We start from the raw sequence: 22,864 nt of genomic DNA on the forward strand, positions 1-22,864 counted from the left end.
CATTTTGCTTTTTATATGCGTAAGTGCTCGCAAATTCGTTGTGTGGCAGCTATGGTTTCTGCATTTGATGCAACAAGCGCCATTCGAATAAAGCCTCGTCCCGGATTGACGCCATGCGCTTCACGGGCAAGAAATGAGCCTGGCAACACGGTGATATTCAGGTCTTGATAGAGCTGTTTGGCTACAGCAGTATCATCTTGCTCGGTATTGATCCACAGGTAAAATGCGGCATCAGGTAGTTGCGTTTGTGGCCAGACAGTTTGCAAGCGTGGTGTGACGGCCGCAAATTTTTCACGGTAAAGTGCGCGGTTGTGTTGAACGTGCGCTTCGTCATTCCAGGCCACGATACTTGCAGCTTGTACAGCCGGATTCATGGCGCAGCCATGGTAAGTGCGGTATAGCGCAAACTTTTCTACAATCTCTTCATCCCCTGCGACAAAGCCAGAGCGCATGCCAGGCACATTTGACCGTTTGGACAGTGAGCTGAACATGACGATGCGTTTAAACTCGCGACCAAGTTGATGCGCGGCTTGCAAGGCACCAACGGGCGGCTGCGCTTCATCAAAATAGATTTCCGAATAGCACTCGTCTGAGGCAATCACAAATCCGTATTGATCAGAGAGTTCAAACAGCGTTTTCCAGGCCGCAATGTTCATGACTTTGCCGGAAGGATTGCCGGGACTGCAGACAAATACCAATTGCGTGCGCTTCAGGACCTCACTAGGTACTTGCGTGAGGTCCATCACAAAGTCATTCTCAAGGGTCGTATTGATAAAGTAGGGCTGGGCGCCTGCCAGAAATGCAGCACCTTCGTAAATCTGGTAAAACGGATTGGGCGAGATGACCACTGGCACTTGTGAGCCCGTGTTGTCTATCACCGCTTGCGCAAAGGCGAATAATGCTTCGCGGCTGCCATTAACCGGCAAGATGGCTTTATCGATATTGAGTGCCGGGATCTGGTAGCGGCGCTGTAGCCATTGATTGATGGCTTCACGCAAGGCCGCTACGCCGATTGTGGTAGGATAGCTGGCCAGTCCACTCAGGTTGTTCGCCAGTGCTTCAGAAATGATGGCTGGCGTGGTGTGCTTGGGCTCACCGATAGACAGGTTAACGTGGCAATACTCAGGATTCGGCGTCAGTCCTTGAAACAAGTCGCGCAGACGTTGAAAAGGGTAGGGCTGGAGAAGATTTAAATGTGGATTCATAGGTGTGTATTATAAGTGACGCTTTCGCATAAACAAAAAGCTTCGCAGCAAAAAAAGTGGGCATCTTTGGCGCTGGTGTATGGCGCCTTGTGCTGGGGCGTGATTTGGTACCCTTACCGCCTGCTGAATGAGGTCGGTCTGTCTGGCGTGCAATCCAGCGTACTGAGTTATTTCGTGGCCTTGGTAATTGGTATGCTGCTGTTCTGGCGGCGGTCAGCGTATATCTCGCAGATTCCTTTTTCAGCTTATGGCTTAAGTCTGGTGGCGGGCTGGACCAATCTCGCTTATGTGCTGGCGGTGATTGATGGGGAAGTCATGCGGGTTATGTTGCTGTTTTATCTTTCGCCATTGTGGACGCTGCTGTTGGCCAGAATCTGGTTGCATGAGCCCTGGCATCTGCCGCAACTGGCGGCGATAGGCTTGTCTTTGCTTGGTGCGACCTTGATGCTGACAGACGGCCTATGGATTTGGCCGTGGCCACAATCCACCTCAGATTGGTTAGCGTTATCCGCCGGCATTGGTTTTTCGCTGACCAATGTGATTACCCGTTACTCCACCCACCTCTCGGTTGCGGCAAAAGGCATGCTGGTTTGGATTGGCGTATTTGGTTTATCTATGTTGGTATTACTCTGGCTCAATGGGGTGAATGGCTTTGCATTTATCACGGATGTGACACCCATGATGGGGCTTTGGTTGGTGTTGATCGCATTGCTACTGGTTTCTGCCACCTTGCTTGTCCAGTATGGCGTCACCAAAATCCCGGCCATTCAAGCCTCAGTGTTATTTATGACCGAGTTGATTGTCGCCGCTATCGCCGCCTACTTTTTGGCACATGAAACGATGTCTGTGACAGAAATGATGGGCGGCCTGTGTATTATTGCCGCTGGCGTACTATCAGTCGTCACCGCGGAGACGGAAGATTCAGCCGCTGGATAAAAGCAATTGCTGATACGCCTGCTCAAGCTGGCGGCAGAAGCTGTCCGGGCTAAACAGGCGATTGGCATGCTGTTGCAAGCGCGCTTTGATGGCGGCTAATGCTGCTGGCGTTTGTGCCAGCATGACCGCACGTTGCTCCAAAGCCTGCCAATCCTGGCAAATACACTCATCCAAGCCGAGTTGCTTGAGCAAACTTGCGCTGACGCGTGCCGGGAAGGTGCTGCCTTGCACGGTGAGCAAAGGAATGCCTTGCCACAGCGCGTCACTAGCAGTGGTATGGGCATTGTAGGGTGCGGTGTCCAGCATTAAATCTGCATGCTGCTGCCTGGCGATGTGTTGTTCGATACTGGTGCGCGGCGCGAAAATCAAACGATCAGCAGCGACGCCCAGTGCCATGGCGGCGTTTGTCAAATGCTTGGCTGCCCAGACATTGCCTTCGAGCAGCCACAATACGCTGCCTGATACCTGTTTTAAAATCCGCATCCAGCAGGCAAACACCTCAGGCGTAATCTTGAAACTCTGGTTAAAGCAGCAGAACACAAAGCCTTGCGCTGGCAAACCATGTGAGTGGCGGCTACCTGCGTCTGTAGTGGGTCGACGTGCATTATTCGGTTGATAGCAGGGCAATATGATCTCTTTCTCCGCCAAGGCCACTTCTGCCAAGATTTCATCCACGATAATCGCATCGTATAGCGGTACCCCATTAAGCATGCCCATGCTGCCGGGATACCCCAACCAGTTGACGTGCTTGCGCGCCGGTTTATAAGCGGCGACGCCACTGCGACTGCGTTGAGTAAAGCCGGTTAAGTCTACCAGCAGGTCAATCTCCGCTGCGCGCATATGCTGCGCCACCGCTTCGTCTGTCATGTTGCTGATTTCCAGCCACTGATCTGCGGCCGCATGAAAAGCGTGCCATTCGGCAGACTGATCATTGTGGCTATTACTGTATAACAGGATTTCAAACTGCTCGCGATGGTGTGCAGCGATGACCTCAGTGACCAAATAAGCCAAGGGGTGTTTACGAAAATCCGAGGATAGATAAGCCACTTTAATGCGTGCACCTGCTGATTTGGCCGCTGGCGGAGCCAGTGGTTGGATGTGCGCGTAATGTTGTTGCGCCCAACGGCTGGCACAGGCTAACTGCTCCTGATCCGAGGTGCCTGGCATGGCCAGAAAGGCAAATGGCGGGATTTGTGCCTGAGGCAGCGCCTGTAACGCGTAACGCACCTCTGCAATGGCTTGCTCAAGCCCTTGCCAGTCAGCCATATGCTGCTTTTGATGGATCCAATGCACCTTTGCGTGCAGCAGTTTGGGATTTAATTGCAGGGCACGCGCATAGGAAGCCACTGCCAAGTCCAGCTGGCCTTGCTCACGGTAGGCATTGCCCAGATTGTTATGGCATTCCGCATCTTGCGGATCCAGTTGCAATGATTGCTGGTAGTGCTGGATGGCGAGCGCTGTTTGCCCAAGTTTGCGCAGGCTATTGGCCAGATTAAAATGCACATCGGCCTGCTGCTTGTCTTGTGCCAGTGAACGCCTGAAAAAGGTGGCTGCCAAAGTTTCATCTCCGCGCAGGCTGGCCACATTACCGAGTTGCATCAATATCTGCGGATGTTCTGGCACCAGTTGCAGGGCGTGCTGAAAAGCGCTTTCCGCCGCATTGGCTTGCTTGGTTTGCAAGTAATACCGTCCCAGCTCGTAATGCAGTTCCGGGTCATCTGGCGTGCGGCTGAGCTGCTGCTGAAGTTTGGCTAGCTGATCAGTCATGTTTTCTCTTGCTCACTAAACGGCTGTAGCAATGGCTTCCAGCCGGCCTGTTTAAACAATAACCGCTGCGGATGCAGACCTAGCCAAAAAGTATCCTCAGAGAGTTGTGGCAAGGTATGGCCAAAGTCTTGCAGCATGCGTCTGGCTAGTATGGCTGCACAATAAGGGGCTGTCATCAGGCCTTTGCTACCGTGCGCTGCATGCACATACAACCCTTGTGCAGCGGGCAAGTCAGCGAAGCTGTTGACGGAGGCATGACTGTCCATCAAGTGTTGTAACGGCAAAAGCGGACCCACATAGGGTAAATAATCCGGCGAGCCACAACGTAGCGAAGCCCGTGCCGAGATCACGGCCGTGTGCGCCACTGGACCAAATTGTGGGCTGAGCGTGCTCACCATATGCAGATTTTGCTCGCTATCTTCAGCACGCACGCTGGTATCCGTCTCGCCTGGCGCAAAGGTGGCTCCCATGGCATGCGTTCCTTGATGCGCTGGGGTTAGATAGCCATCCCCACACAAGATGGTACGCAAGGGTTGCATCGCCGGTTGCGCGGCAATCACCCCCATTTGTCCACGCACCGGATTGAGCCACATCCCACTCTCAGGAATTAAAGCTGCCGCTTCAGCCGCATTACACACCACCACGGCATCAAACGTGCCCAAGGGGTTGCTATCACTGAATAGCTGCCAGCCGGAAGAAATGCGTGAAAGCTTGTCGACCGCCTGCGCTAAATGCAGCCTAATTTTTGGCTGCTTCACCATCTGCTGGCAAGCCCGCACCGGATTGACCCAGGCCCCGTGCGGAAAATATAAGCACTCATGGCCAATCTGAACGCCCGCGCATTCGCTGGCTGCTGCTGCCGTCATTTTGTGGAGCAGTGGCATATCGACGCCAAGCTGTTCATAGCGGTTGGCAACTTTTTGCACGCGTTTATGTTCACGTGGGCTGCCACCGAGTTGTAATAACCCGACGCTCTGGAAGCCGTCGTCGCCCAGATTGAGCTGCGCATAATGCCGCAGGCTATAACTATAGCTACGCCAGGCGAGCTGGTCATTCATCGGTTTTTCGGCATTGAGCCTGGGATAGAGCATGCCTCGGGGATTGCCAGAGGCCCCCGTAGCGACTTGCGCCGCACGCTCAAACACATGCACTTCACAGCCGAGCGACGCCAATTGATTGGCCGTGCTGCAGCCCGCAATGCCTGCACCTATGATGGCCACTTTAGGCAGCGGGTTGATCGCTGGTGCAGTCGTCGTGGGCCAATTTCCACATAACATTTCACGCTTGTTGCCAAAGCCTTTAGTTTTTTGGACTACAAATCCGGCGGCTTGCAAGCCGCGCTTGACCACACCCGCACTGGTAAAGGTGGCAAATGTGGTGCCTGTGTGCGCACAGGTGGCCATGCTTGCAAATAAATATGGTTGCCACATTTGCGGATTCTTGGACGGCGCAAAGCCATCGAGAAACCAGGCATCGGCCTTCAAAGTGAGCTGTGGCAAATAATGCGCACTGTCCCCGATAAACAAGGTCAGGCTGGCCGAGAAACTAGGCAGCTCAAGCTGGTTAATGCCTGGCTGTAACAAGTGATATTGTGCGCAGAGTGCCGCGCTTGCTTCGGCCAGTTCTGGAAAATGCGCATGCGCGGTTCGCAAATCCTGCAAGGTGAAGGGCGCAATTTCGACGCTGACAAAATGCAGGTGGGCGTGAGCAGGGGCGGTGTCACGCCAGAGCTTGAGAGCCGCCAGAAAATTGAGGCCGCTGCCAAAGCCCGTCTCTACAATGACAAAATGACTCGCTGTGTCGGCCGGGAGCTGCTGCCAGCGTTCAGCCAAATGGTTATGCTGCAAAAACACATAACGGGTTTCTGCCAGCCCATGCTGCGGATGCTCGGGACTGACAGAAAAATAAACATCATCGAATTCGGGGGAGTAGGGCAGGCCATTGCGCCACTCCAAGACTGCATGTGTACTCATGCCGCCAAGTTTATCATGGCCGGAGCATGCGCTGCTTTAGGCCACGCGCTTAAGCTGACGATAACCAGGTTTGGCCAACAGCAAATGCACGTCGCCCAGCGCGCATTCTGCAAAGCCACCCTCGCAATAACTCAGGTAAAAGTCCCACATACGAATAAAGGTCTCGCTATAGCCCAGCCGCTGTACGGCATAGATGTTGGCAAAAAAGTTTTCCCGCCAGAGACGCAAGGTGGTGGCATAGTCCAGGCCAATATCCTGCAAGTCCACCAGCCGCAAGTCGCTGGCGCGCGTCATGCTAGCCAGCATGGCAGTGTTCGATGGGATATTCGAGCCTGGAAAAATATAGCGCTGGATAAAATCCACGGAGCGGATGGCACTGTCATAACGCTGATCCGCAATTGTAATAGCCTGAATCAATGCAACACCGTTGGGCTTCAATAACTGGCTGACTTTGTTGAAATACGTGTCGTAGTATTGATGACCGACCGCTTCTATCATTTCGATTGAAACCAGTTTGTCGTATTGCCCATGCAGATGACGGTAATCCTGCTTGAGCAGCGTGATGCGGTCTTGCAGTCCTGCTTGCGCGATTCTGCTTTGTGCCAACGCATATTGTTGCTGCGAAATGGTGGTGGTGGTCACATGGCAGCCATAGTGTTTGGCCGCATAGCTGGCGAAGCCGCCCCATCCCGTGCCAATCTCGATCACGCGATCGTTGGCGCTAAGCTGTAACTTCTCGCAAATAACCTGTAACTTACGCTCAGAAGCCGCTTGTAAACTAGCGGGTTCCGTGTCAAACATGGCAGAGGAATACATCATGGTCGGGTCCAGAAATAACTGGAACAAGTCATTACCGAGATCATAGTGCGCGGCAATATTCTTTTTGCTGCCTGCCTCGCTGTTGCTATTGAGCCAGTGAAACAGTTTGAGCACGGGCTTGCTTAGCCATTGATAGCCGCCTTCCAGTGTGTCCATGACAGATTGGTTAAGCACCATCAGGCGGATCACATCTGTTAATGTGTCTGCTTGCCAGTAGCCCAGCATATACGCCTCCCCCGCACCAATGCTGCCGCCAAATGCAATTTCGCCATAAAAACGCGCATCAAGCACGGTAATGCTGGCTTGAATCTGACCTGGTTGTGCCTGGCCAAACACATGCGTTTCTGTGCCATCCACAAGCGTAAGCTGGCCAATCTGCAGTCCCGCCAGACGTTTGAGCACCTGCGATTTGGCCAGTTGCGCTACCCATTTGGCGCGGCTTTTGGCCTTGAGCGGTTTGGTCAGGGTGTCCGTTGGCAAGGATGAAGGGCTGGGAAGGGTATTCATAGTATTCAATTCAGCGTCAGACGTTTTGATCAGGATGGGGATAGAACGGCACTTTTTTGAGCCAAAGCCGCAAGGCTTGCCAATAAATGGCGGCAATCACTTTCAGTGTCATCCACGGGTACTGCCATAACAGGCGATTCAAAGTAGCCGCCTGCCAGGGCTGTCTGTTTAGTTTCAAGGTGGCAAAAAACATGGACTGTTGATCACGCCAGTTTTGCATATGCACGCTGAGGACCTCCGCTGGCAACGAAAATTGCCATTGATACTGGATATCCATAGGCATAAATGGCGAAACATGAAAGTCTTTTTTGAGGCTGAATACACCATTCTCGGCCGTATTCATGGCATGCACATAAGCAAACCGTTCTTTCCATGGAGTATTGGTAATGTGGCTCACAATCGCTTGTAATTGGCCTTGCTCATCGTGGCAGTAATAAAAACTCACCGGATTAAAGCAAATACCCCAGTAACGGCAATGCGTCAGCAAGCCGATGCGGCCCAGTGGACGCTGCCCGGTTTCCTGTTCAACCAGGTTACGCACGCTGACATCCAGCGGCTCGTGGCTGGGCCCCAGATAGTCCTGGCGCCGAAAATAAGCCAGATTTGGTTTAAGATAAGACCATAAGCGATTGTTTTTAAAAAGCTTTGGCAATTCATCCAGATCCAGATACAACATAAACAGCCGGTAGCGAAAACCATGCAGGGTTGGCTGTAGCCGTTGATGGCTCACCCAACCTGTATAAATGGCACTTTGCAAGCAGTCTGTTTGCAATGCGGCGGGGGGACTCATAAATGCATCGCCTGAAAATGTTGTATGGCCGCCAGTGCACTGACCACGCCGTCCTCGTGAAAACCGTTGCGCCAGTAGGCGCCGGCATAGCCAGTCCGGTGTTTGCCACTGATCTCGGCATGGCGGGCTTGTGCCTGGGCGCCTGCCAGCGTGTACAAAGGATGGCGGTAGTGCAGCTTTTTAATCACCTTGTCTGGCGCGATGGCATCGGTGTAGTTCAAGGTGACCAGTAAAGGCTCGCTGGACTGGATGCCTTGCAGGATGTTCATGTTATAGGTGACCTGCACCTTGTCTGTCGCTTGCGCCGTAACGTGGTAGTTCCACGCCGCCCAGGCTAGCTTGCGTTGCGGCATCAGACGGGCATCCGTATGCAGATATACCGTGTTATCCTGATAGGGAATGGCGCCTAGGATGTCGCGCTCGGCCGTTGTGGCCTCAGCGCCCAATATCTGCAAGGCTTCATCACTGTGGCAGGCAAAAAAGACAAAATCAAACCGCTGTGATTGCCCGTTTTGCGTGGTCACGCTGACGCCCTGTGCATCGCGTTGCACAGCCTGCACTGCTGCATTGAGCTGGATACGGTCACGATAGCCGGCAGTGATTTTTTCCAGATAGCGCGCAGAACCGCCGACGATGGTGCGCCACTGCGGCCGCTGGTCTACCGTGAGCATGCCATGATGGTGAAAAAAGCGCACAAAGAAGCGGGCAGGGAACTGCAGCATCTGTTCTGAATCAGTTGACCAGATCGCGGCCCCCATAGGCACGATGTAGTCGCGGATGAATTGGCTTGAATATCCCTGCTGTTTTAAATAGTCACCCAGCGGAATTTCATCGCCTGTAGCGAGCAGAGCCAATGAGGTTTTGTTAAAGCGCAAGATATCCAGAATCATGCGGTAAAACGCTGGAGACAGTAAGTTGCGGCGCTGGGCAAACAGACTGTTTAACGTCGTACCGTTATATTCCAGCCCGCTGGCTTCGTTGCGCACGCTAAAGCTCATGTTGCTGTCACGCCAGACGACACCCGCTTCACGCAAAATACGCTCAAACTCAGGATAGGTTTTATCGTTAAATACAATAAAGCCAGTATCTACCGCATGCGTCTGACCACCAACCGTCACCTCATGTGTATGCGTATGGCCACCGATGTAGTCGTTAGCTTCAAACAGGGTGATGTCATGCTGCTGATGCAAATAATAGGCAAGGGTATTGCCAGCGATACCGCCGCCGATAATGGCAATCTTTAATCCCATTACAGCGGCCTTTCCTGATGATGCTGATCACGCACCTCAACCGGTACTTGCTTTAAATTCCAGATTAACCCTAATGCAGCCAGGACTCTCAGTCCGTAATAGGTCAAATCAATCTCCCACCAGTAAAAACCTTGTTTGACCGAACCCGGAAAATGATGATGATTGTTGTGCCAGCCTTCACCCAGCGTCAGCAGGGCAATCAGCCAGTTATTGCGACTGTGGTCGCGCGTGGCATAACGGCGGCTACCCCAGACATGCGCCAAGGAGTTGACACAAAAGGTGGCGTGATAAAGCGCCACGGTGGACACCACAAAGCCCCACACCAGTAACTGCCAGCCGTTGGTTTGTAATTGTGGCGCATAATGTGCCAGGGCAGTCCCCAGTAAAAAGATGCCTAAAGCCAGTGCGAGCGGCACCAGGCTGTCAAAACGGTCCAACCAGCAGAGTTCACGAAAACGCGTCAATTCACGCACACGCTCTAATTGCGTCTTGAAATTGGCATGGCTCAGAAACCAGCCTAAATGACTCCAAAGCAAGCCATGCTGGTGTGGGGAATGGATATCTTGCGGCTGATCTGCATGCACATGATGACTGCGGTGGTGGGCGGCCCACCACAAAGGACCGCGCTGTACTGCAGTGGCTCCAATCAAGGCAAATAAGAACTGTCCAGCGCGCGAGGTTTGAAAGGTCTTGTGGGCAAAATAGCGGTGATAAAAGCCGGTAATCGCAAACATGCGGATCAAATAAAGCCCGATGGCAAAGGCCACCGCAAAAGGACTCCAGCCCACCCAATATAAAGCGATCAGGGCAAGATGCAGGCCAACAAACGGCAGCACCCGCCACCAGTCTATGCTCTCCGCATGCGCACTGGCTGGCGGCTGGTAGCGCTGGTTATCCAGCCAGCCAATGAGCCGCCATAGCAGCCCGGTGATTCTGTGTTGCATGATTCGTCCTCTCTCAAATACGCGTCGCCTGTTGCGCGTATGGTGATGTTTGTTTGATCAACAACTCACCCTTTTATTGTGGTTGATGCTTGAAAACCTCTAGCTTGCTGGTGTCATAGCCCATGGCCCTGATTCTAGCGACCAGTTGTTCATAGCTGGCCTGATCCAGTGTTGGTTTCCTCGACATCAGCCAGACATAATCCCGTTTGTTACGCGCAATGATCGTATGCTGGTAATCCTGGTCCAAGTAAGCAATCAGGTATTCTGATTTGAACGGCCACACAAACTGCATGCGCCACTCGGCATTGCCAGTGCCCGGCACAATAAAACCCGTCGGGTGATAGACTTTAAGTGGGCCTGTGAAACTGCCCTGACGAAAGCTGAAAGTAGTGGCAATACTGCCATCCGAAGTCTTTTCATAGCGCTCAACCGGATTGTAAGGATCCTTTTCAATGAAGGTCGGGATCGCTGCAATCACATACCAGTCACCCATAAAACGGTCCAAATCCACTTGCTCAACCGTTTTAATCGGAGGCAAGTTTTGGCAAGCGGTCAGAGAAAAAATACCCATTATACAAATCACTTTAAATAATTTATTCAACATATTGATTAAATGAGTTTATATTTAATTTTATAGCCTTCTGGCGTAATCGACTCCAACGCCACCCACTGCTGTTGCTGATCGTACCAAAGCGTAATTTTCAGTTTGTCTTTGCCCTTTAAACGGCCATTGAGCCGATATTGATGGGTGAGGGTGGTCTGACCTTTCACCTCTATAGTTTTGCTGCCTTCATCCGTGACAGTCACATCCAGATATTCTGCATTTTGTGGGTTAAGTAAACGGGATTGCTTGAGTATTTCGGGATTCCAGTAAGCAAAGGTCATGATACAGCCTGGCAGGGTTTGCGTACTGCCATTTTTATCAAGTACAAACTTATTATTTTGTATCGCCCCTTTGACGTCGGTGATTTCTTTATTTTCCTCGGTGTGTGCCGTCAGTTGAGACAGGCAGTTGCCTTGCCACTGTTCATCGGCCTGGTGCTGGTAGCGATAGGCATTAATAAACAGCACTTTGACCTTGAAATTGGCGCGGCTTTGCAATTGGTTCTGATCCAGGCTAAAGGTGTGCGTCCCAATTTTTTGCTGGTCCAGATAGACCTCAAATGACCACTCCTGCGCCTGTAGGGGAACAGCGAATAACAGCGCCAGGCCAGTTAAAGTGTGTCGCGTGGTAACCTTAGTTTTCATTTTTCAGCTCGCTTGGGTATCCCGGGAATAAATGCATTAGTATTTTTGACGTATTCGGCATACCCGGGACGACGGCTGTGGATAGTCTGCTCCATCAAACTCACACCACTGACTTTTAACAGCAAGAACGTCATCAAAAGCGGAGACACCCAAACCCAATAGCTCGCTGATGACGCCGCCAACAGCGCAAATCCCCACCAGATCAGACACTCACCAAAGTAGTTTGGGTGACGGCTGTAGCGCCATAAACCAGTATTCAGTACTTGGGTTTGATGTCCGGCGGAAGCCCTGAATCGTGTGAGCTGCAAGTCCGCCACCACCTCCCAATATAGACCGAGCACAAATAACAATACGCCGGCCAGGTCCAGCCAATTCAACGCAGCAGTGCTTGAGATGGCCGCGAACAGTGGATAAGAAATGATCCAGGCCAGCAGCGCCTGAAAAGCGAACACAATGTAAAGGCTTTTCAACCAGAAATAAGGCTCATTGTTTTTGCGTATCGTGTCATATCGATGATCTTCTTTGCCCCAGTTGCGCCAGGTTAAAAAAATACTCAACCTTAGCGACCATAAGGTCACTGCGAACAGCACCAGGCAGGCGCGTAATGAAAGGTCTTGCAGGAATATGGCGGTGACATAGGCCGTGATGGCAAAGAACAGGCTCCACATGCTATCCACATGGCTGTAGTGTTTGGTGATAAAACTTAAGAACCAGCCGCAAAGTGCAAACAACACAATCGCGATCAGCGCGTAGTAATAAATCATGTTTGCTCCAAAGCGAGAGACTGGTTAAAGCGATGACGTAACCACAGCATGAGTGGTAACAGAGTGGCCCATTCAAAGGCAAACCAGGCCAGGCTATAAAGGCTTGGTAATTGAATGGCCCCCACACTTTCAGCCCCTAAATAAGCAAGGGGGCCGAACACTGCCCCCAGCATGAACGCCAAGGCATATTTATGTTGTAACCAGCGCATGCTGACGTTCAGCGTGGTGGCAAAGGCAAGCCATAAGGCCAACATCCAGAGCGGGATGTAGGCCAACCACTGCGTATGGTTTTCAAATAGGATCCATTGCAACTTATATGCAAATTGGTCTGCCACTGCGCCAATCACTGCCGTCAATAAGAGCGGCAACGTTTGCGCCCAACCCTCGACCAGCGATAAATGCAGCAGGGTATAGAGCAACACTGCAGCGAAAACGGCTGTACTCAAGCCGGGTTTAGCGGACAATACGCACAGCCACCAGATCACTTGAAAAGAAATAAAATTAAATATAATCAATTTCTTATTGGTCATATTTAATCTTTCAGATTATCGTTTGGCAAATAAATAGTGGCTGACCCACCAGGTCTGGCCATGGTTGTAACCGAACAGTTCTGCGCAGGCCATGAAAAAAATCCGCCAACGTTGACGCCACATTTCTGCATCGGCCTGCCCATAGATAGAAGCCAGGACAGGGGTCAGTGCCTGATGGTTTTTGTCCATCAGTTGCAGCCAGGCATTCGCCGTTTTTTCATAATGCGTGCCGTCCCAGCGCCATTTGTCTACCAATTTCAAATCATCCTGAAAATACAGCGGCAAATCATCACTAGGCATCATGCCACCACTAAAGAAATACTGGCTCATCCAATCATCTTCCGCTTTGACATCAAAAGCATAAGGGGTGTAGCGGTGGACAAAAATATGCTTGAAAAACAAACCACCCGGCTTCAGCCAGCGCGCCACTTTGCCATAGAGCACTTGGTAGTTGCGCATGTGTTCAAACATTTCAACCGAAACAATGCGGTCGTAAGTTTGCTCGGTATCAAACACATTCATGTCTGCAGTGATGATATGAATGTTTGACAGGCCACGCGCTTTTGCCTGACTCATAATATATTCAAGCTGCGAAGCGGAGTTTGAGACCCCCGTAATCTGCGCCTGCGGATAATGGCTGGCCATCCATAGCGTCAGCGAACCCCAGCCGCACCCCAGCTCTAAAATATGTTGACCATCCTGCAACTGGGCATGTGCACAGGTTTGCGTAAGCGCAAGTTGCTCGGCTTCATCAAGCGTACGTGTGTCCGGCAACCAGAAACAGCTACTGTATTTGCGATTGCGACCTAAACAATATTGATAAAAATTGGCAGGTACTTCGTAATGCTGTGCATTGGCTTTTTCAGGCAGTGGCGCGATCTCTGCCTGAGCCATTACCTGCACAAACTGGACCAGACTTGACTGCGCTTGCTCACAATCCTGTTCAGAAATTTCTTCCAGCCTTGATTTGCACAAGCGCTGAATGCCTTTACGGATCAAAGCATCAGAGAGGTAGCCTTTTTCAGCCAATTTTAAGGCAAATGTTACAGGTGAAGTCATGATGATAATTATTGTATTAACTAAATGATCCTAGTATAAGTCCATTCGTCCTTCCGATTAGTTTCATTGATAGAAAACTTTTTATCACATCCAAAATTTAGGTGAATGTTGCTGGAGTTTACAGAGGGATATGCTGAACTCGTTGCCGGATAAGTTTTAGGTGTATACTAACCTGTATAGTTAAAAATATAGCCGGGGTTATCATCATGCAAAACAACACTTCGACGGTATGTGCTGTAGTGACACTTTCTGTCATGCTTTTGGCTTGTTCGCATGCCAGCAAACCAGAAAAAACGGCTTCCGCCAATGTCGATTGGCCAAGTTATGGCTTGAATCTGAAGGCGCAGCGTTACTCTGCCTTGTCTCAAATCAACCAGAAAAACGTTCACCAGCTTGCGCTCGCCTGGAAAGTGGAAACCGGTGTAAAAGCCACGTTTCAAGCCACTCCGATTGTGGTCAATGGCGTCATGTATGTCAGTTTGCCCTACAACCATGTGTTGGCGCTGGATGCGGCGACGGGTCAACAGCTATGGAAATACACGCACGACCGCAAACCAGACTGGCCGATGTGCTGCGGTCCAGCCAACCGTGGCGTAGCCGTGGCAGAAGGCAAAGTGTTTATTGGTACAGTGGATGCCAGGCTGATTGCATTGGATGCCAAAACGGGCGCAAAGCAGTGGGATATTGATGTCGCCGCTAATCAGGTGAGCACCGAGCACCAGGACGCCTTAAGTGGTGATGACCCCAATAAAACCCGCAAAGTGACAGGGGGCACCGGGGTAGGCATTGCGATGGCCCCGGTTGTTTATAATCATAAGGTCATGATCGGCATTACCGGTGTCGGCTATGGCTTGCATATTGACAATCCACGCAGTGATGCGCCTTTGGGCGCGGTGATCGGCGTCACTGGCCGTTATGGCCGTCCAGGCTTTTTGGCGGCTTATGACGTGAATGATGGTCATCAGGTCTGGCAGTTTGATACGATACCCAAGCAGGGTTGGGAAGGGCAGTTTGTGACTAAAACGGCCGATGGCAATCAGTTTCACAGAGACACCGCCGCTGAACGGACAGCACTTAAAGACTACCCTGACGCCGCAAAATTTGGCGGGGGCTCAGCCTGGAGTACACCAGCCATTGATACCGCAACCAATACCCTATACTTTGGCACAGGCAATCCCTCACCGCAAATGAACGATATTTCGCGCCCAGGAGATAACTTATATACAGTTTCTTTAGTGGCGCTCGATACCGAAACCGGTCAATACAAATGGCATTATCAACAAGTTCCTCACGATCTTTGGGGCTATGATCTGGCAAGCCCACCAGTACTTTTTGACTATCAATACTATGGTAAGACTATTCCTGCCGTGGGGCAGGCCAGTAAAACGGGCTGGTTTTACATTCACGATCGCAACACTGGTCAGTTCTTGGCCAAGTCAGCCCCATTTGTGCCACAACACAATTTATTTGCCAAGCCAAGTCAAGAAGGCACTGTCATCTATCCAGGCATTTTAGGCGGTGCCAACTGGTCACCTGTCAGCCTCGATGAAAAACATCAGAAAGTTTATGTGGCTGCAATGCATAGCCCGATCAAATATACCGTTCACGAAACCACAGTGAATCCGGGCGAAAAACCTATTCGCTATGCGGCCAGTGAACCCACAGACGACCCTAGATGGGGTGTACTCAGTGCAATTAATCTGACTGATGGCAATATTTTATGGCAGCGAAAAACGAATCAACCGCTGATCGGTGGTGTACTAGCGACAGATGGCGGGTTAGTGTTTTGTGGAGAAGGAGAGGGTAAGTTTGCTGCGTACAGCAATATGACTGGTGACTTGCTATGGCAATATCAATCTGAGTATGGTGTAAATGCCCCTCCAATCAGTTATCAAGTGAATAACGAACAATATATCGCTATTGTTAGTGGGGGCAATTCGTTATTTGGATTCAAGCAAGGGGATAGTATTTACGTTTTCAAACTTAACTCAATCAAATAGTTGCTATTCCCTAATAATAAGCCCCCTAAAAGTCTTTCTTTTGTACAATGAATACTTTATATTGATTAAATGTATTTATAGTTAGCTAGAAGATAAGTGATTAGTCATAATGGACTATTGAGCCAGATGTGCAAAATATGAATAATCACTAAAATAAACTTTGTTTAATTCTGGAGAAGTCATGTTTAAGTCGTTTTTTAAGTTGTCATTACTAGCCATTGCAATCGCTGCTTCAACTTCAGTTGCTCAAGCACAAGATTTTGGCCCATATACATCCAGTCAAAGTCTTGATTTCACTCGGTTGAAAGCTGATGCAGACTTTATTAAGAACTCTGGCTCAATCTCAACTCGTGGCGCTTACTTTGACGACACTTATCAAATTAACCTGTTACAAGTGTCTGATTTTTCATACAACATATCTGAAATTACTACTGCTGATGATGTTAAGTATGATGTTACTTTCTTGAATTTTGGTTTTTATGACATTAATGGTGCTGCTGTTACCACATTTACAAACCTAGCCGCAGGAACATACTTCCTGACAGCGAGTGGTAAACTGGCAGGCACTGATGGCGGCGATTTCAACGTAAGTTTCAATATTACTCCGGTAGCCTCAGTACCAGAAGCTGATTCCTACGCATTAATGTTAGCTGGCTTGGGATTGGTTGGTATGATTAGTCGTCGTAGAAGCAAATAAATTAACTGCTTTGAGAAGGAGAGTTTTATGAAACATGCTAAATACTTTATTGCTGCCTCTTTTTTTTGTTCATCTGTTGCTAGTGCAGCATTCTCTGTTTCTGATGCTGACCTTGTAAATCCAAACAGCAATAACTCCTTCTCGACTGCACAATCAGCTTTTACCCTGACAGCCGGTAATAACTACACTATTACTGGGAATATCACCAGCAATGACATCGATTACTACAAAGTCATTATCGAGCCATCTAGTTCATTGATATTGAATATTAAGCTTAGCGCGCCCAATATGAACCCAGGACTAGGCTTATACGATGTTGGAGGTAATTTATTGTCTTACGACACTGAGACAGGTGGAACTCAATTTGCGGCAATACTAAATTATGTATTAGATCCTGGTACATATTTTATTTCAGCAGAACGTTCGTTTTTTAATAGCCCAAACTTCGCTTACTCTATTACTATTGGTATCCCCGGTGTTAATCCTGTCCCGGAACCTGAGTCTCTAAGTTTATTGGTATTTGGTATAGGTATACTCGGATTAATTTCTCGACGCAAATCACGATAGTTCAACTTTTCGTTTATCAATGCAAAGGGCTCGCTGAGCCCTTTTTCTATAAGTAATATAGATGCAGGACCTCCAACATCAGTTTGCTTTCGACTGAGTCGACTTACTAATTTTTAATTGGTAGGGCAATCGGGGATCAGCGCCAGCATGCATATTTAAGCGCTAAATCTAGCAAATCATTCCCACATTTATTTCCACAGAAAGCACTAATCATCTGGTTAACACTACCTGAAAGAAAGCTTTCCTCTTATTCAATAATTTAACATAATATACATTATGCGAAACTAAATAAAGAATCACGTTTCTCAATGAAAACTAAGACGTCAACTCGCTTATCCAAGTATAAGTCTTCGGTTGCTTTAAGTTTGCAAAAACAATTTTTACATTATCTTACAAAGTGCTAGTATTAGCTTTCAAACAAGAAAAAGGGAGGAAACATGAAAGAAGAAAAACAAATTGAAAAAGTGCAGACGCAACTCACCCTGCTCTGGTGCTTAAAAATCGGGGAATTCTTAGGCACCATTGATCAGCAGAAACTTATCCATCAGTTAAACTTGAAACCTATTGTCCTCAGAAGATGGTTATTGGGTAAGATGGTCGTCCCTAGCACTATCATTTATCAAGTAAAACAACTGGCCTATGCACCGCCACGTACACGCAAATGTAGAAAATTACGCATGACTGCGTGTGGTGAACAAAATTTAGCTTCGTTGAAGGTAAGGTGTGAATGGAAGATCCGCTTTTTTGATGAGATGAATAAGCGAGCAAAGTACAAGTTTTGTAAGAAATTAAAGCGGATCATTTAATTCACAGAGTAAATCCAATGAATGGCAATTGAAAAATTTACCTGCTTTTTACACCATTTATTCAGTCTTCAATCCTTTTTAAGCTGCGTTAGCATCAATATCCTATTGTTGGAGATGCTACATGCAGCTTTTGCCTACACAGGAAATGGTGAAAAAAATATCTGACTCCTGGTCGTTTGTAAGCGGTTCCGCTTTCAACTTCAAGGAAAGTCAGCGCTATACATTTCACAATCATGACAACCTCATGGCGGTTGTTCTTCCACTTTATATTGACCAATTACCGCAACATGAGTCGATTGCGATTGGTTTGATATTAGATGATGCTGAGGCACACAAAATCGCATCTCATATGTTTGGCTTATCTTCTGACGAATTATCCGATGAGGATGTTAAAGATGCCAAAAAGGAAACATGCAATATCATGGGGGGCGGCTTGATTGTAGATGAGCACAGTGAATTGGGCCTACCCAAAGAGATTCCTTTAGAAGAGTTCTTTGAACTCCAAAAAACGGCAACATTTAGCCGTTTATTTGTAAGCGATAAACCAAACGAAGACCTGGTGAATCTGGTGATCTTCGATGTAAATAATCATAAGTTTTCAGGGGTATTTTCATTATGAGCACAATGACGGGTGAAGCAGCCAAATTCTTGATTGTGGATGACAGTCGTGCAATACAAAGTATTATCAAACGTGCGATTGAAGGGTGTAATTATCCAAAGCTCGAAATTCAAACTGCGACAGATGCTGAAGCTGCGATGAATATTCTTGAGGGCTATCGCCCTGACTTGATTATTACTGACTGGCACATGCATAAAATCAGTGGCCTTGAATTTTGTCAGCATGTCTGCCAAACATACGGAAAAAAAATCCCAATTGGCTTTGTGACCACGGAATCTGCCGCCGAAAAAATCGATCAGGCTTATCAAAGTGGTGCAAGATTTGTAATTAACAAACCCTTCCAGGATATTGATTTAAGATCAAAAATATTAGAGATCATTCCAGTGGGCGGAATCACTGAGCAGCCTGCGGCTATCCCAGAGAATCTCGCGACTAGCCATCAAATGCTCTCAAGCATGCTGAAGGGTCAGGCTTTTACGCTAGAGCCCTGCCCTCCACTGGGATTAACGGATTTGACTGAAAACAATTTCATTGGATTATTTGGCGAAAACGGGAAAACACCCCCCGTCAATGCGCTTGCTATCATGGAAATGAACGCTGTAGGCCTGTTGTGGGCGTTGAATAATGAAAAACCCGAAATGCTTAAAACTATACTCGCCAGTGGTGGCGCCAGTAACGACCAACTCGATGAAGCGAGAAGGTTCATGGATGAGTTTGGTGCGGGTATGTCAATTGGACATAAAAATGGTCCATTGAAGCTGGCTAGATCAAGTATAGTCAGTCGGCAATTTCCCCGCCTTGAGATGTCGTTGAAGAGCAATGCTGGCCGTATGGATTATCGAATCAATGTACCAGAAATCGGGACAGGATTTATTACTTATATCAAACTCCTGTAAGGAGAATAGGATGCCATTTTCTTGGGGTGAATTACTGAGCGGTGCCGGGATTATCGTTAGCTTGGGTGCCGCCTTTTTATTAGTCAAGTTGCTCATCAGCAATACATTACAGCAGGAAAAGTTTTTTAACGCACTGGGTAAGTGCTATACAGAGCTCGAGTCATCCAGCGATCGACTAGACACGCTCTGTACTATTCTGGATAGAAGATTTTCCAACTATGAGGAAAACCATAAACAATCAGATCCATTGTTAATCAATAGCATACAGCGTTTTGATAAAGTAGCACAGGAGATCAGGGATCGCCTGGATGATTTGTTGCTATCGGAAGCCTCGGATAACATTATTGCTGAGCGATTGAGTGAGCCTGTGCTGCAAGAGCTGAATAAATTGCAAACACATCTAGAGCAAATGGCTGGTCAACTCCGGCGCAATAACAATTTGTCTGCTGACGAAAATGTCGAAATGGCTGCCATGAGAAAGCGGATTGAAAGCTATCAATCCATGATGATGAAAGCAAGATCAGAAGCCAAAGAGGCTGAAAACACCATGGCGGAATTGCGTCAGGAAATACAGCAACTACAGGTCATGAACAATCGCCCACTGCAATCAGCCAATGATGCATTCACAAAAGAGCTACAATTCCAACTGAATGAAATGGAGCAACAAAAACGCAGACTTGAGGAACAGCTTGCGGCATTAACCACAGAGAAACAGCGCAATGAAATAGAAAAACAATTCATTGAAGACCGTTTTATGGAGTTATCGTAACGCAGATGCAAAACAAAAAAGCCACCCGAAGGTGGCTTTTTTGTTTACGCTCATTGTTCAATCAAATCAATGCATTGAACATTTTAAATGGTGGAGCTGGGGGGAATTGAACCCCCGTCCGCAAGCCCTCCACAGACAGTTCTACATACTTAGCTGTGTTGTTTATATTTAACCAGGCATCCACCAACGAGCAAGCAGATGACAAGCGAGTTGCCTTGGATTTAATGCCTTACCAAGCAACCCGGTAAAGCACGATCCTCTCTAAATGACGCTGCTGCCGGTTACCCGGCCCGACCGAGAGGCTCTTCGGTGCAGCGTTCAGCCGGGATTAAGCGGCTAAAGCGTAAGTTTCGTCGTTTGCGACTATACTTTTTCAGATGGATTTACGAGGGAACCTGAATCCTCGGTATGCCCTGCACTGCTTTGCAACCCACGTCGAAACCGGGTCAGCCCCAATACAGGCTTTGGATTATACGCCTTAAACGGTGGTGAGCCAAACTTAAAGGCGCATTGCTTCGACATGGTACAATTTATAAATGTTCAAGAAAATTGTGATTTTTGGGGTAGGTTTAATAGGGGGCTCCATCGCGCTGGCCCTAAAAAAACACCCGGAGGCTCCTCACATTGTTGGTGTGGGCCGCGCTCAACAAAGCTTGCAGGAAGCACTGGATTTGGGTTTGATTGACAGTGCGGAAACGGATATTGCTTCTGCACTGCACGCGGCGGATCTGGTTATCATTGCCACTCCAGTGGCGCAGACGCCGGCGATTTTAAAGGCCATCCGCCCCTATTTGGACGAGTCGACCATTATCACAGATGCCGGCAGCACCAAGTCGGACGTGATGGCGTACGCGAGGGCTGAACTTGGGGACCAGGTTAATCAATTTGTGGGTGGTCATCCGATTGCTGGGGCGGAAAAAAGTGGCCCTGCTGCTGCCATGGCTGATTTGTATCTCGGTAAGAATGTCATTCTGACGCCTGATGCGCAGACCTCTAACTCAGCGCTCGATCAAGTCAGCAGGCTTTGGCAGCAATGTGGTGCAGTGGTTTCGCACATGAGTGCGCAAGAACATGACAGCGTATTTGCAGCCGTCAGCCATTTGCCGCACCTGCTTGCCTTCGCACTGGTGGAGGATCTGGCCAAGCGTAGCAATGCGGAATTGTTGTTCAAATTTGCCGCCAGCGGTTTCCGCGACTTTACGCGCATTGCAGGCAGTCATCCTGAGATGTGGCGTGATATTGCACTGGCTAACAAAACCGCCTTATTAAGTGAACTTAGGCTCTATCAACAAGCGCTCAGCGACATGACGGCACTCTTGGAGGCTGATGACAGTCGTGCTTTGCACGATTTGTTTGAACATGCCAGCCGTGCACGTAATGACTGGGCCAAGTCAAAAATTCAATAATTACCAATCGCTATGGAACAACTGCATTTACCCGCTGCCCACAAAGCCCAAGGCGCAATCACCCTGCCTGGCTCAAAAAGTATCTCAAACCGTACGCTATTGCTCGCAGCACTTGCTGACGGCGTCACTGTCATTCGCGACTTGCTCGCCTCAGACGATACCGCCAGAATGCTGGAGGCCTTATCAGCGTTAGGCGTCAAGCTGGAAAATATCTCTGAAAATGCCTGGCAAGTCACGGGCTGTGGCGGCAACTTTCCCAATAAGCAAGCGGATTTGTTTCTGGGCAATGCGGGGACGGCCTTTAGGCCCTTGACTGCCGCACTGGCATTCTCAGGCGGTGACTACCATCTGCATGGGATTGCGCGCATGCATGAGCGCCCGATTGGCGATTTGGTGGATGCCTTGCAACAGGTGCGCGCGCAAGTCAGCTACCTGGGGAATGCGGGCTACCCTCCCCTGCAAATTTCGCCAGCGCAGCTGGATGTCAGTCAAGCGATCAAAATACGAGGTGATGTGTCAAGCCAGTTTTTGACAGCCTTGTTGATGGCCTTGCCGCTAACAGGCCAGGCGGCCAGTATTGAAGTGGTAGGCGAACTGATCTCCAAGCCTTATATCGAAATCACGCTCAACCTGATGCAACGCTTTGGCGTGACCGTGCAACGGGATGGCTGGCAGCATTTTTACATTGCTGCAGATGCGCGTTATCACGCGCCAGGAGAAATATATGTAGAAGGTGACGCGTCAAGTGCCTCTTATTTTATTGGTTCGGGTATTGTTGCGGGGGACGTCACCGTCAACGGCGTCGGCGCGCAAAGCATACAAGGCGACATCCGCTTTGCTGAGGCGGCCAACCTCATGGGCGGACGGATCAGCTATGGCGACAACCACGTGCGTGCTGAAAACACAGGCACATTGAAGGCGATTGACCTTGATTGTAATCACATCCCCGATGCGGCCATGACTTTAGCCGTGATGGCCATGTTTGTGCGTGGTGATTCGGATCAGCACCGTACAACCACCCTACGCAATATCGCCAGCTGGCGCGTAAAAGAGACCGACCGCATTGCAGCCATGGCAACAGAACTGCGCAAAGTCGGGGCCACAGTGGTCGAAGGCCCGGACTACATTCAGGTCACCGCCCCCTTGCAACTGACCCCTAACGCAGTAATTGATACCTATGATGACCACCGCATGGCCATGTGCTTTTCATTGCTCAGCCTGGCCGGCGTGCCCATTACCATTAATGACCCAAAATGTGTGGGTAAAACCTTTCCAGAGTACTTTAAGGTATTCGCCAGCATTGTTCGCTAGC

General features: G+C 49.2%; 22 protein-coding genes and 1 other RNA gene. 10 read left to right on the forward strand and 13 right to left on the reverse strand.

Going from position 1 to position 22,864, the window contains the following annotated elements; all coding sequences use genetic code 11:
• Positions 1–11 precede the first annotated feature (11 nt).
• Entirely contained in the window at positions 12–1,205 is a 1,194-nt protein-coding gene (gene dapC / locus Q9292_RS13940; RefSeq protein ID WP_313989140.1) for a succinyldiaminopimelate transaminase, read from the reverse strand.
• A gap of 15 nt (positions 1,206–1,220) precedes the next feature.
• Between dapC and Q9292_RS13945 the strand changes: the two genes are divergently transcribed.
• Complete coding sequence (locus Q9292_RS13945; protein ID WP_313989142.1) at positions 1,221–2,141, forward strand: DMT family transporter; 921 nt, start codon at positions 1,221–1,223, stop codon at positions 2,139–2,141.
• Here Q9292_RS13945 and Q9292_RS13950 read toward each other — a convergent pair.
• From Q9292_RS13950 to Q9292_RS14000, 11 genes are all read right to left on the reverse strand, one after another.
• The gene (locus tag Q9292_RS13950) at positions 2,127–3,908 is read right to left on the reverse strand and encodes a tetratricopeptide repeat protein (RefSeq protein ID WP_313989144.1); all 1,782 of its coding nucleotides are present in this window, start codon (positions 3,906–3,908) and stop codon (positions 2,127–2,129) included. The two genes, Q9292_RS13945 and Q9292_RS13950, sit on opposite strands and share 15 nt — an antisense overlap.
• Entirely contained in the window at positions 3,905–5,881 is a 1,977-nt protein-coding gene (gene mnmC / locus Q9292_RS13955) for a bifunctional tRNA (5-methylaminomethyl-2-thiouridine)(34)-methyltransferase MnmD/FAD-dependent 5-carboxymethylaminomethyl-2-thiouridine(34) oxidoreductase MnmC (protein WP_313989146.1), read from the reverse strand. Before mnmC ends, Q9292_RS13950 begins: the two co-directional genes overlap by 4 nt.
• 36 nt (positions 5,882–5,917) lie before the next feature.
• Positions 5,918–7,207, reverse strand: a complete 1,290-nt coding sequence (locus tag Q9292_RS13960; protein WP_313989148.1) for a cyclopropane-fatty-acyl-phospholipid synthase family protein — start codon at positions 7,205–7,207, stop codon at positions 5,918–5,920.
• 16 nt (positions 7,208–7,223) lie between these two features.
• Positions 7,224–7,997 carry a DUF1365 domain-containing protein gene (locus Q9292_RS13965; RefSeq protein ID WP_313989151.1) on the reverse strand — a complete coding sequence of 258 codons (774 nt, stop codon included), beginning with the start codon at positions 7,995–7,997 and terminating at the stop codon, positions 7,224–7,226.
• On the reverse strand, positions 7,994–9,247 hold the full coding sequence (locus Q9292_RS13970; protein WP_313989154.1) for an NAD(P)/FAD-dependent oxidoreductase: 1,254 nt from the start codon (positions 9,245–9,247) through the stop codon (positions 7,994–7,996). Before Q9292_RS13970 ends, Q9292_RS13965 begins: the two co-directional genes overlap by 4 nt.
• Positions 9,247–10,191, reverse strand: a complete 945-nt coding sequence (locus Q9292_RS13975; protein ID WP_313989156.1) for an acyl-CoA desaturase — start codon at positions 10,189–10,191, stop codon at positions 9,247–9,249. Before Q9292_RS13975 ends, Q9292_RS13970 begins: the two co-directional genes overlap by 1 nt.
• A 73-nt stretch (positions 10,192–10,264) precedes the next feature.
• Positions 10,265–10,762, reverse strand: a complete 498-nt coding sequence (locus tag Q9292_RS13980) for a lipocalin family protein (protein ID WP_313989159.1) — start codon at positions 10,760–10,762, stop codon at positions 10,265–10,267.
• Positions 10,763–10,800: 38 nt separating this feature from the next.
• Positions 10,801–11,439: a DUF6134 family protein gene (locus Q9292_RS13985; protein WP_313989161.1), complete on the reverse strand. Its 639-nt coding sequence runs from the start codon at positions 11,437–11,439 to the stop codon at positions 10,801–10,803.
• Complete coding sequence (locus Q9292_RS13990) at positions 11,436–12,203, reverse strand: DUF1295 domain-containing protein (protein ID WP_275355156.1); 768 nt, start codon at positions 12,201–12,203, stop codon at positions 11,436–11,438. Before Q9292_RS13990 ends, Q9292_RS13985 begins: the two co-directional genes overlap by 4 nt.
• Positions 12,200–12,733 carry a DUF2878 domain-containing protein gene (locus Q9292_RS13995; RefSeq protein ID WP_313989164.1) on the reverse strand — a complete coding sequence of 178 codons (534 nt, stop codon included), beginning with the start codon at positions 12,731–12,733 and terminating at the stop codon, positions 12,200–12,202. The genes Q9292_RS13990 and Q9292_RS13995 overlap by 4 nt, the downstream gene beginning before the upstream one ends.
• A 15-nt stretch (positions 12,734–12,748) precedes the next feature.
• Positions 12,749–13,792 (reverse strand): cyclopropane-fatty-acyl-phospholipid synthase family protein, encoded by a 1,044-nt coding sequence (locus Q9292_RS14000; protein ID WP_313989167.1) that lies wholly within the window; start codon positions 13,790–13,792, stop codon positions 12,749–12,751.
• A gap of 206 nt (positions 13,793–13,998) precedes the next feature.
• On the opposite strand from Q9292_RS14000, the gene Q9292_RS14005 reads away from it, so the two are divergent.
• The 7 genes from Q9292_RS14005 to Q9292_RS14035 all read left to right on the forward strand — a co-directional run bounded on the left by Q9292_RS14005 (position 13,999) and on the right by Q9292_RS14035 (position 20,146).
• Positions 13,999–15,792, forward strand: coding sequence for a pyrroloquinoline quinone-dependent dehydrogenase (locus Q9292_RS14005; protein WP_313989170.1), 1,794 nt, complete (start codon positions 13,999–14,001; stop codon positions 15,790–15,792).
• 181 nt (positions 15,793–15,973) lie between these two features.
• Positions 15,974–16,489 carry an FxDxF family PEP-CTERM protein gene (locus Q9292_RS14010; RefSeq protein WP_275355161.1) on the forward strand — a complete coding sequence of 172 codons (516 nt, stop codon included), beginning with the start codon at positions 15,974–15,976 and terminating at the stop codon, positions 16,487–16,489.
• A 27-nt stretch (positions 16,490–16,516) separates the two neighbouring features.
• Positions 16,517–17,056 (forward strand): PEP-CTERM sorting domain-containing protein, encoded by a 540-nt coding sequence (locus tag Q9292_RS14015; RefSeq protein ID WP_313989175.1) that lies wholly within the window; start codon positions 16,517–16,519, stop codon positions 17,054–17,056.
• A gap of 437 nt (positions 17,057–17,493) precedes the next feature.
• Entirely contained in the window at positions 17,494–17,862 is a 369-nt protein-coding gene (locus tag Q9292_RS14020; protein ID WP_275355163.1) for a hypothetical protein, read from the forward strand.
• A gap of 121 nt (positions 17,863–17,983) precedes the next feature.
• Positions 17,984–18,481 (forward strand): chemotaxis protein CheX, encoded by a 498-nt coding sequence (locus Q9292_RS14025; RefSeq protein ID WP_194746764.1) that lies wholly within the window; start codon positions 17,984–17,986, stop codon positions 18,479–18,481.
• Positions 18,478–19,377, forward strand: a complete 900-nt coding sequence (locus Q9292_RS14030) for a response regulator (RefSeq protein ID WP_313989179.1) — start codon at positions 18,478–18,480, stop codon at positions 19,375–19,377. Before Q9292_RS14025 ends, Q9292_RS14030 begins: the two co-directional genes overlap by 4 nt.
• 10 nt (positions 19,378–19,387) lie before the next feature.
• Positions 19,388–20,146 (forward strand): hypothetical protein, encoded by a 759-nt coding sequence (locus Q9292_RS14035; RefSeq protein ID WP_313989182.1) that lies wholly within the window; start codon positions 19,388–19,390, stop codon positions 20,144–20,146.
• An 88-nt stretch (positions 20,147–20,234) separates the two neighbouring features.
• Here Q9292_RS14035 and ssrA read toward each other — a convergent pair.
• Positions 20,235–20,600, reverse strand: a transfer-messenger RNA (tmRNA) gene (ssrA, locus tag Q9292_RS14040).
• Positions 20,601–20,682: 82 nt separating this feature from the next.
• Here ssrA and Q9292_RS14045 point away from each other — a divergent pair.
• Positions 20,683–21,552 (forward strand): prephenate dehydrogenase, encoded by an 870-nt coding sequence (locus tag Q9292_RS14045; protein ID WP_313989185.1) that lies wholly within the window; start codon positions 20,683–20,685, stop codon positions 21,550–21,552.
• 12 nt (positions 21,553–21,564) lie between these two features.
• Positions 21,565–22,863, forward strand: a complete 1,299-nt coding sequence (gene aroA, locus Q9292_RS14050) for a 3-phosphoshikimate 1-carboxyvinyltransferase (protein WP_313989188.1) — start codon at positions 21,565–21,567, stop codon at positions 22,861–22,863.
• Position 22,864 lies beyond the last annotated feature (1 nt).

The organism is Methylophilus sp. VKM B-3414 (assembly GCF_032248435.1).
Lineage (GTDB): Bacteria > Pseudomonadota > Gammaproteobacteria > Burkholderiales > Methylophilaceae > Methylophilus > Methylophilus glucosoxydans.

Coding starts and splice junctions, on each gene's coding strand:
- dapC (WP_313989140.1), bottom strand. CDS start 1,205: ATGAATCCACATTTAAATCTTCTCCAGCCCTACCCTTTTCAACGTCTG.
- Q9292_RS13950 (WP_313989144.1), bottom strand. CDS start 3,908: ATGACTGATCAGCTAGCCAAACTTCAGCAGCAGCTCAGCCGCACGCCA.
- mnmC (WP_313989146.1), bottom strand. CDS start 5,881: ATGAGTACACATGCAGTCTTGGAGTGGCGCAATGGCCTGCCCTACTCC.
- Q9292_RS13960 (WP_313989148.1), bottom strand. CDS start 7,207: ATGAATACCCTTCCCAGCCCTTCATCCTTGCCAACGGACACCCTGACC.
- Q9292_RS13965 (WP_313989151.1), bottom strand. CDS start 7,997: ATGAGTCCCCCCGCCGCATTGCAAACAGACTGCTTGCAAAGTGCCATT.
- Q9292_RS13970 (WP_313989154.1), bottom strand. CDS start 9,247: ATGGGATTAAAGATTGCCATTATCGGCGGCGGTATCGCTGGCAATACC.
- Q9292_RS13975 (WP_313989156.1), bottom strand. CDS start 10,191: ATGCAACACAGAATCACCGGGCTGCTATGGCGGCTCATTGGCTGGCTG.
- Q9292_RS13980 (WP_313989159.1), bottom strand. CDS start 10,762: ATGGGTATTTTTTCTCTGACCGCTTGCCAAAACTTGCCTCCGATTAAA.
- Q9292_RS13985 (WP_313989161.1), bottom strand. CDS start 11,439: ATGAAAACTAAGGTTACCACGCGACACACTTTAACTGGCCTGGCGCTG.
- Q9292_RS13990 (WP_275355156.1), bottom strand. CDS start 12,203: ATGATTTATTACTACGCGCTGATCGCGATTGTGTTGTTTGCACTTTGC.
- Q9292_RS13995 (WP_313989164.1), bottom strand. CDS start 12,733: ATGACCAATAAGAAATTGATTATATTTAATTTTATTTCTTTTCAAGTG.
- Q9292_RS14000 (WP_313989167.1), bottom strand. CDS start 13,792: ATGACTTCACCTGTAACATTTGCCTTAAAATTGGCTGAAAAAGGCTAC.
- Q9292_RS14005 (WP_313989170.1), top strand. CDS start 13,999: ATGCAAAACAACACTTCGACGGTATGTGCTGTAGTGACACTTTCTGTC.
- Q9292_RS14010 (WP_275355161.1), top strand. CDS start 15,974: ATGTTTAAGTCGTTTTTTAAGTTGTCATTACTAGCCATTGCAATCGCT.
- Q9292_RS14015 (WP_313989175.1), top strand. CDS start 16,517: ATGAAACATGCTAAATACTTTATTGCTGCCTCTTTTTTTTGTTCATCT.
- Q9292_RS14020 (WP_275355163.1), top strand. CDS start 17,494: ATGAAAGAAGAAAAACAAATTGAAAAAGTGCAGACGCAACTCACCCTG.
- Q9292_RS14025 (WP_194746764.1), top strand. CDS start 17,984: ATGCAGCTTTTGCCTACACAGGAAATGGTGAAAAAAATATCTGACTCC.
- Q9292_RS14030 (WP_313989179.1), top strand. CDS start 18,478: ATGAGCACAATGACGGGTGAAGCAGCCAAATTCTTGATTGTGGATGAC.
- Q9292_RS14035 (WP_313989182.1), top strand. CDS start 19,388: ATGCCATTTTCTTGGGGTGAATTACTGAGCGGTGCCGGGATTATCGTT.
- Q9292_RS14045 (WP_313989185.1), top strand. CDS start 20,683: ATGTTCAAGAAAATTGTGATTTTTGGGGTAGGTTTAATAGGGGGCTCC.
- aroA (WP_313989188.1), top strand. CDS start 21,565: ATGGAACAACTGCATTTACCCGCTGCCCACAAAGCCCAAGGCGCAATC.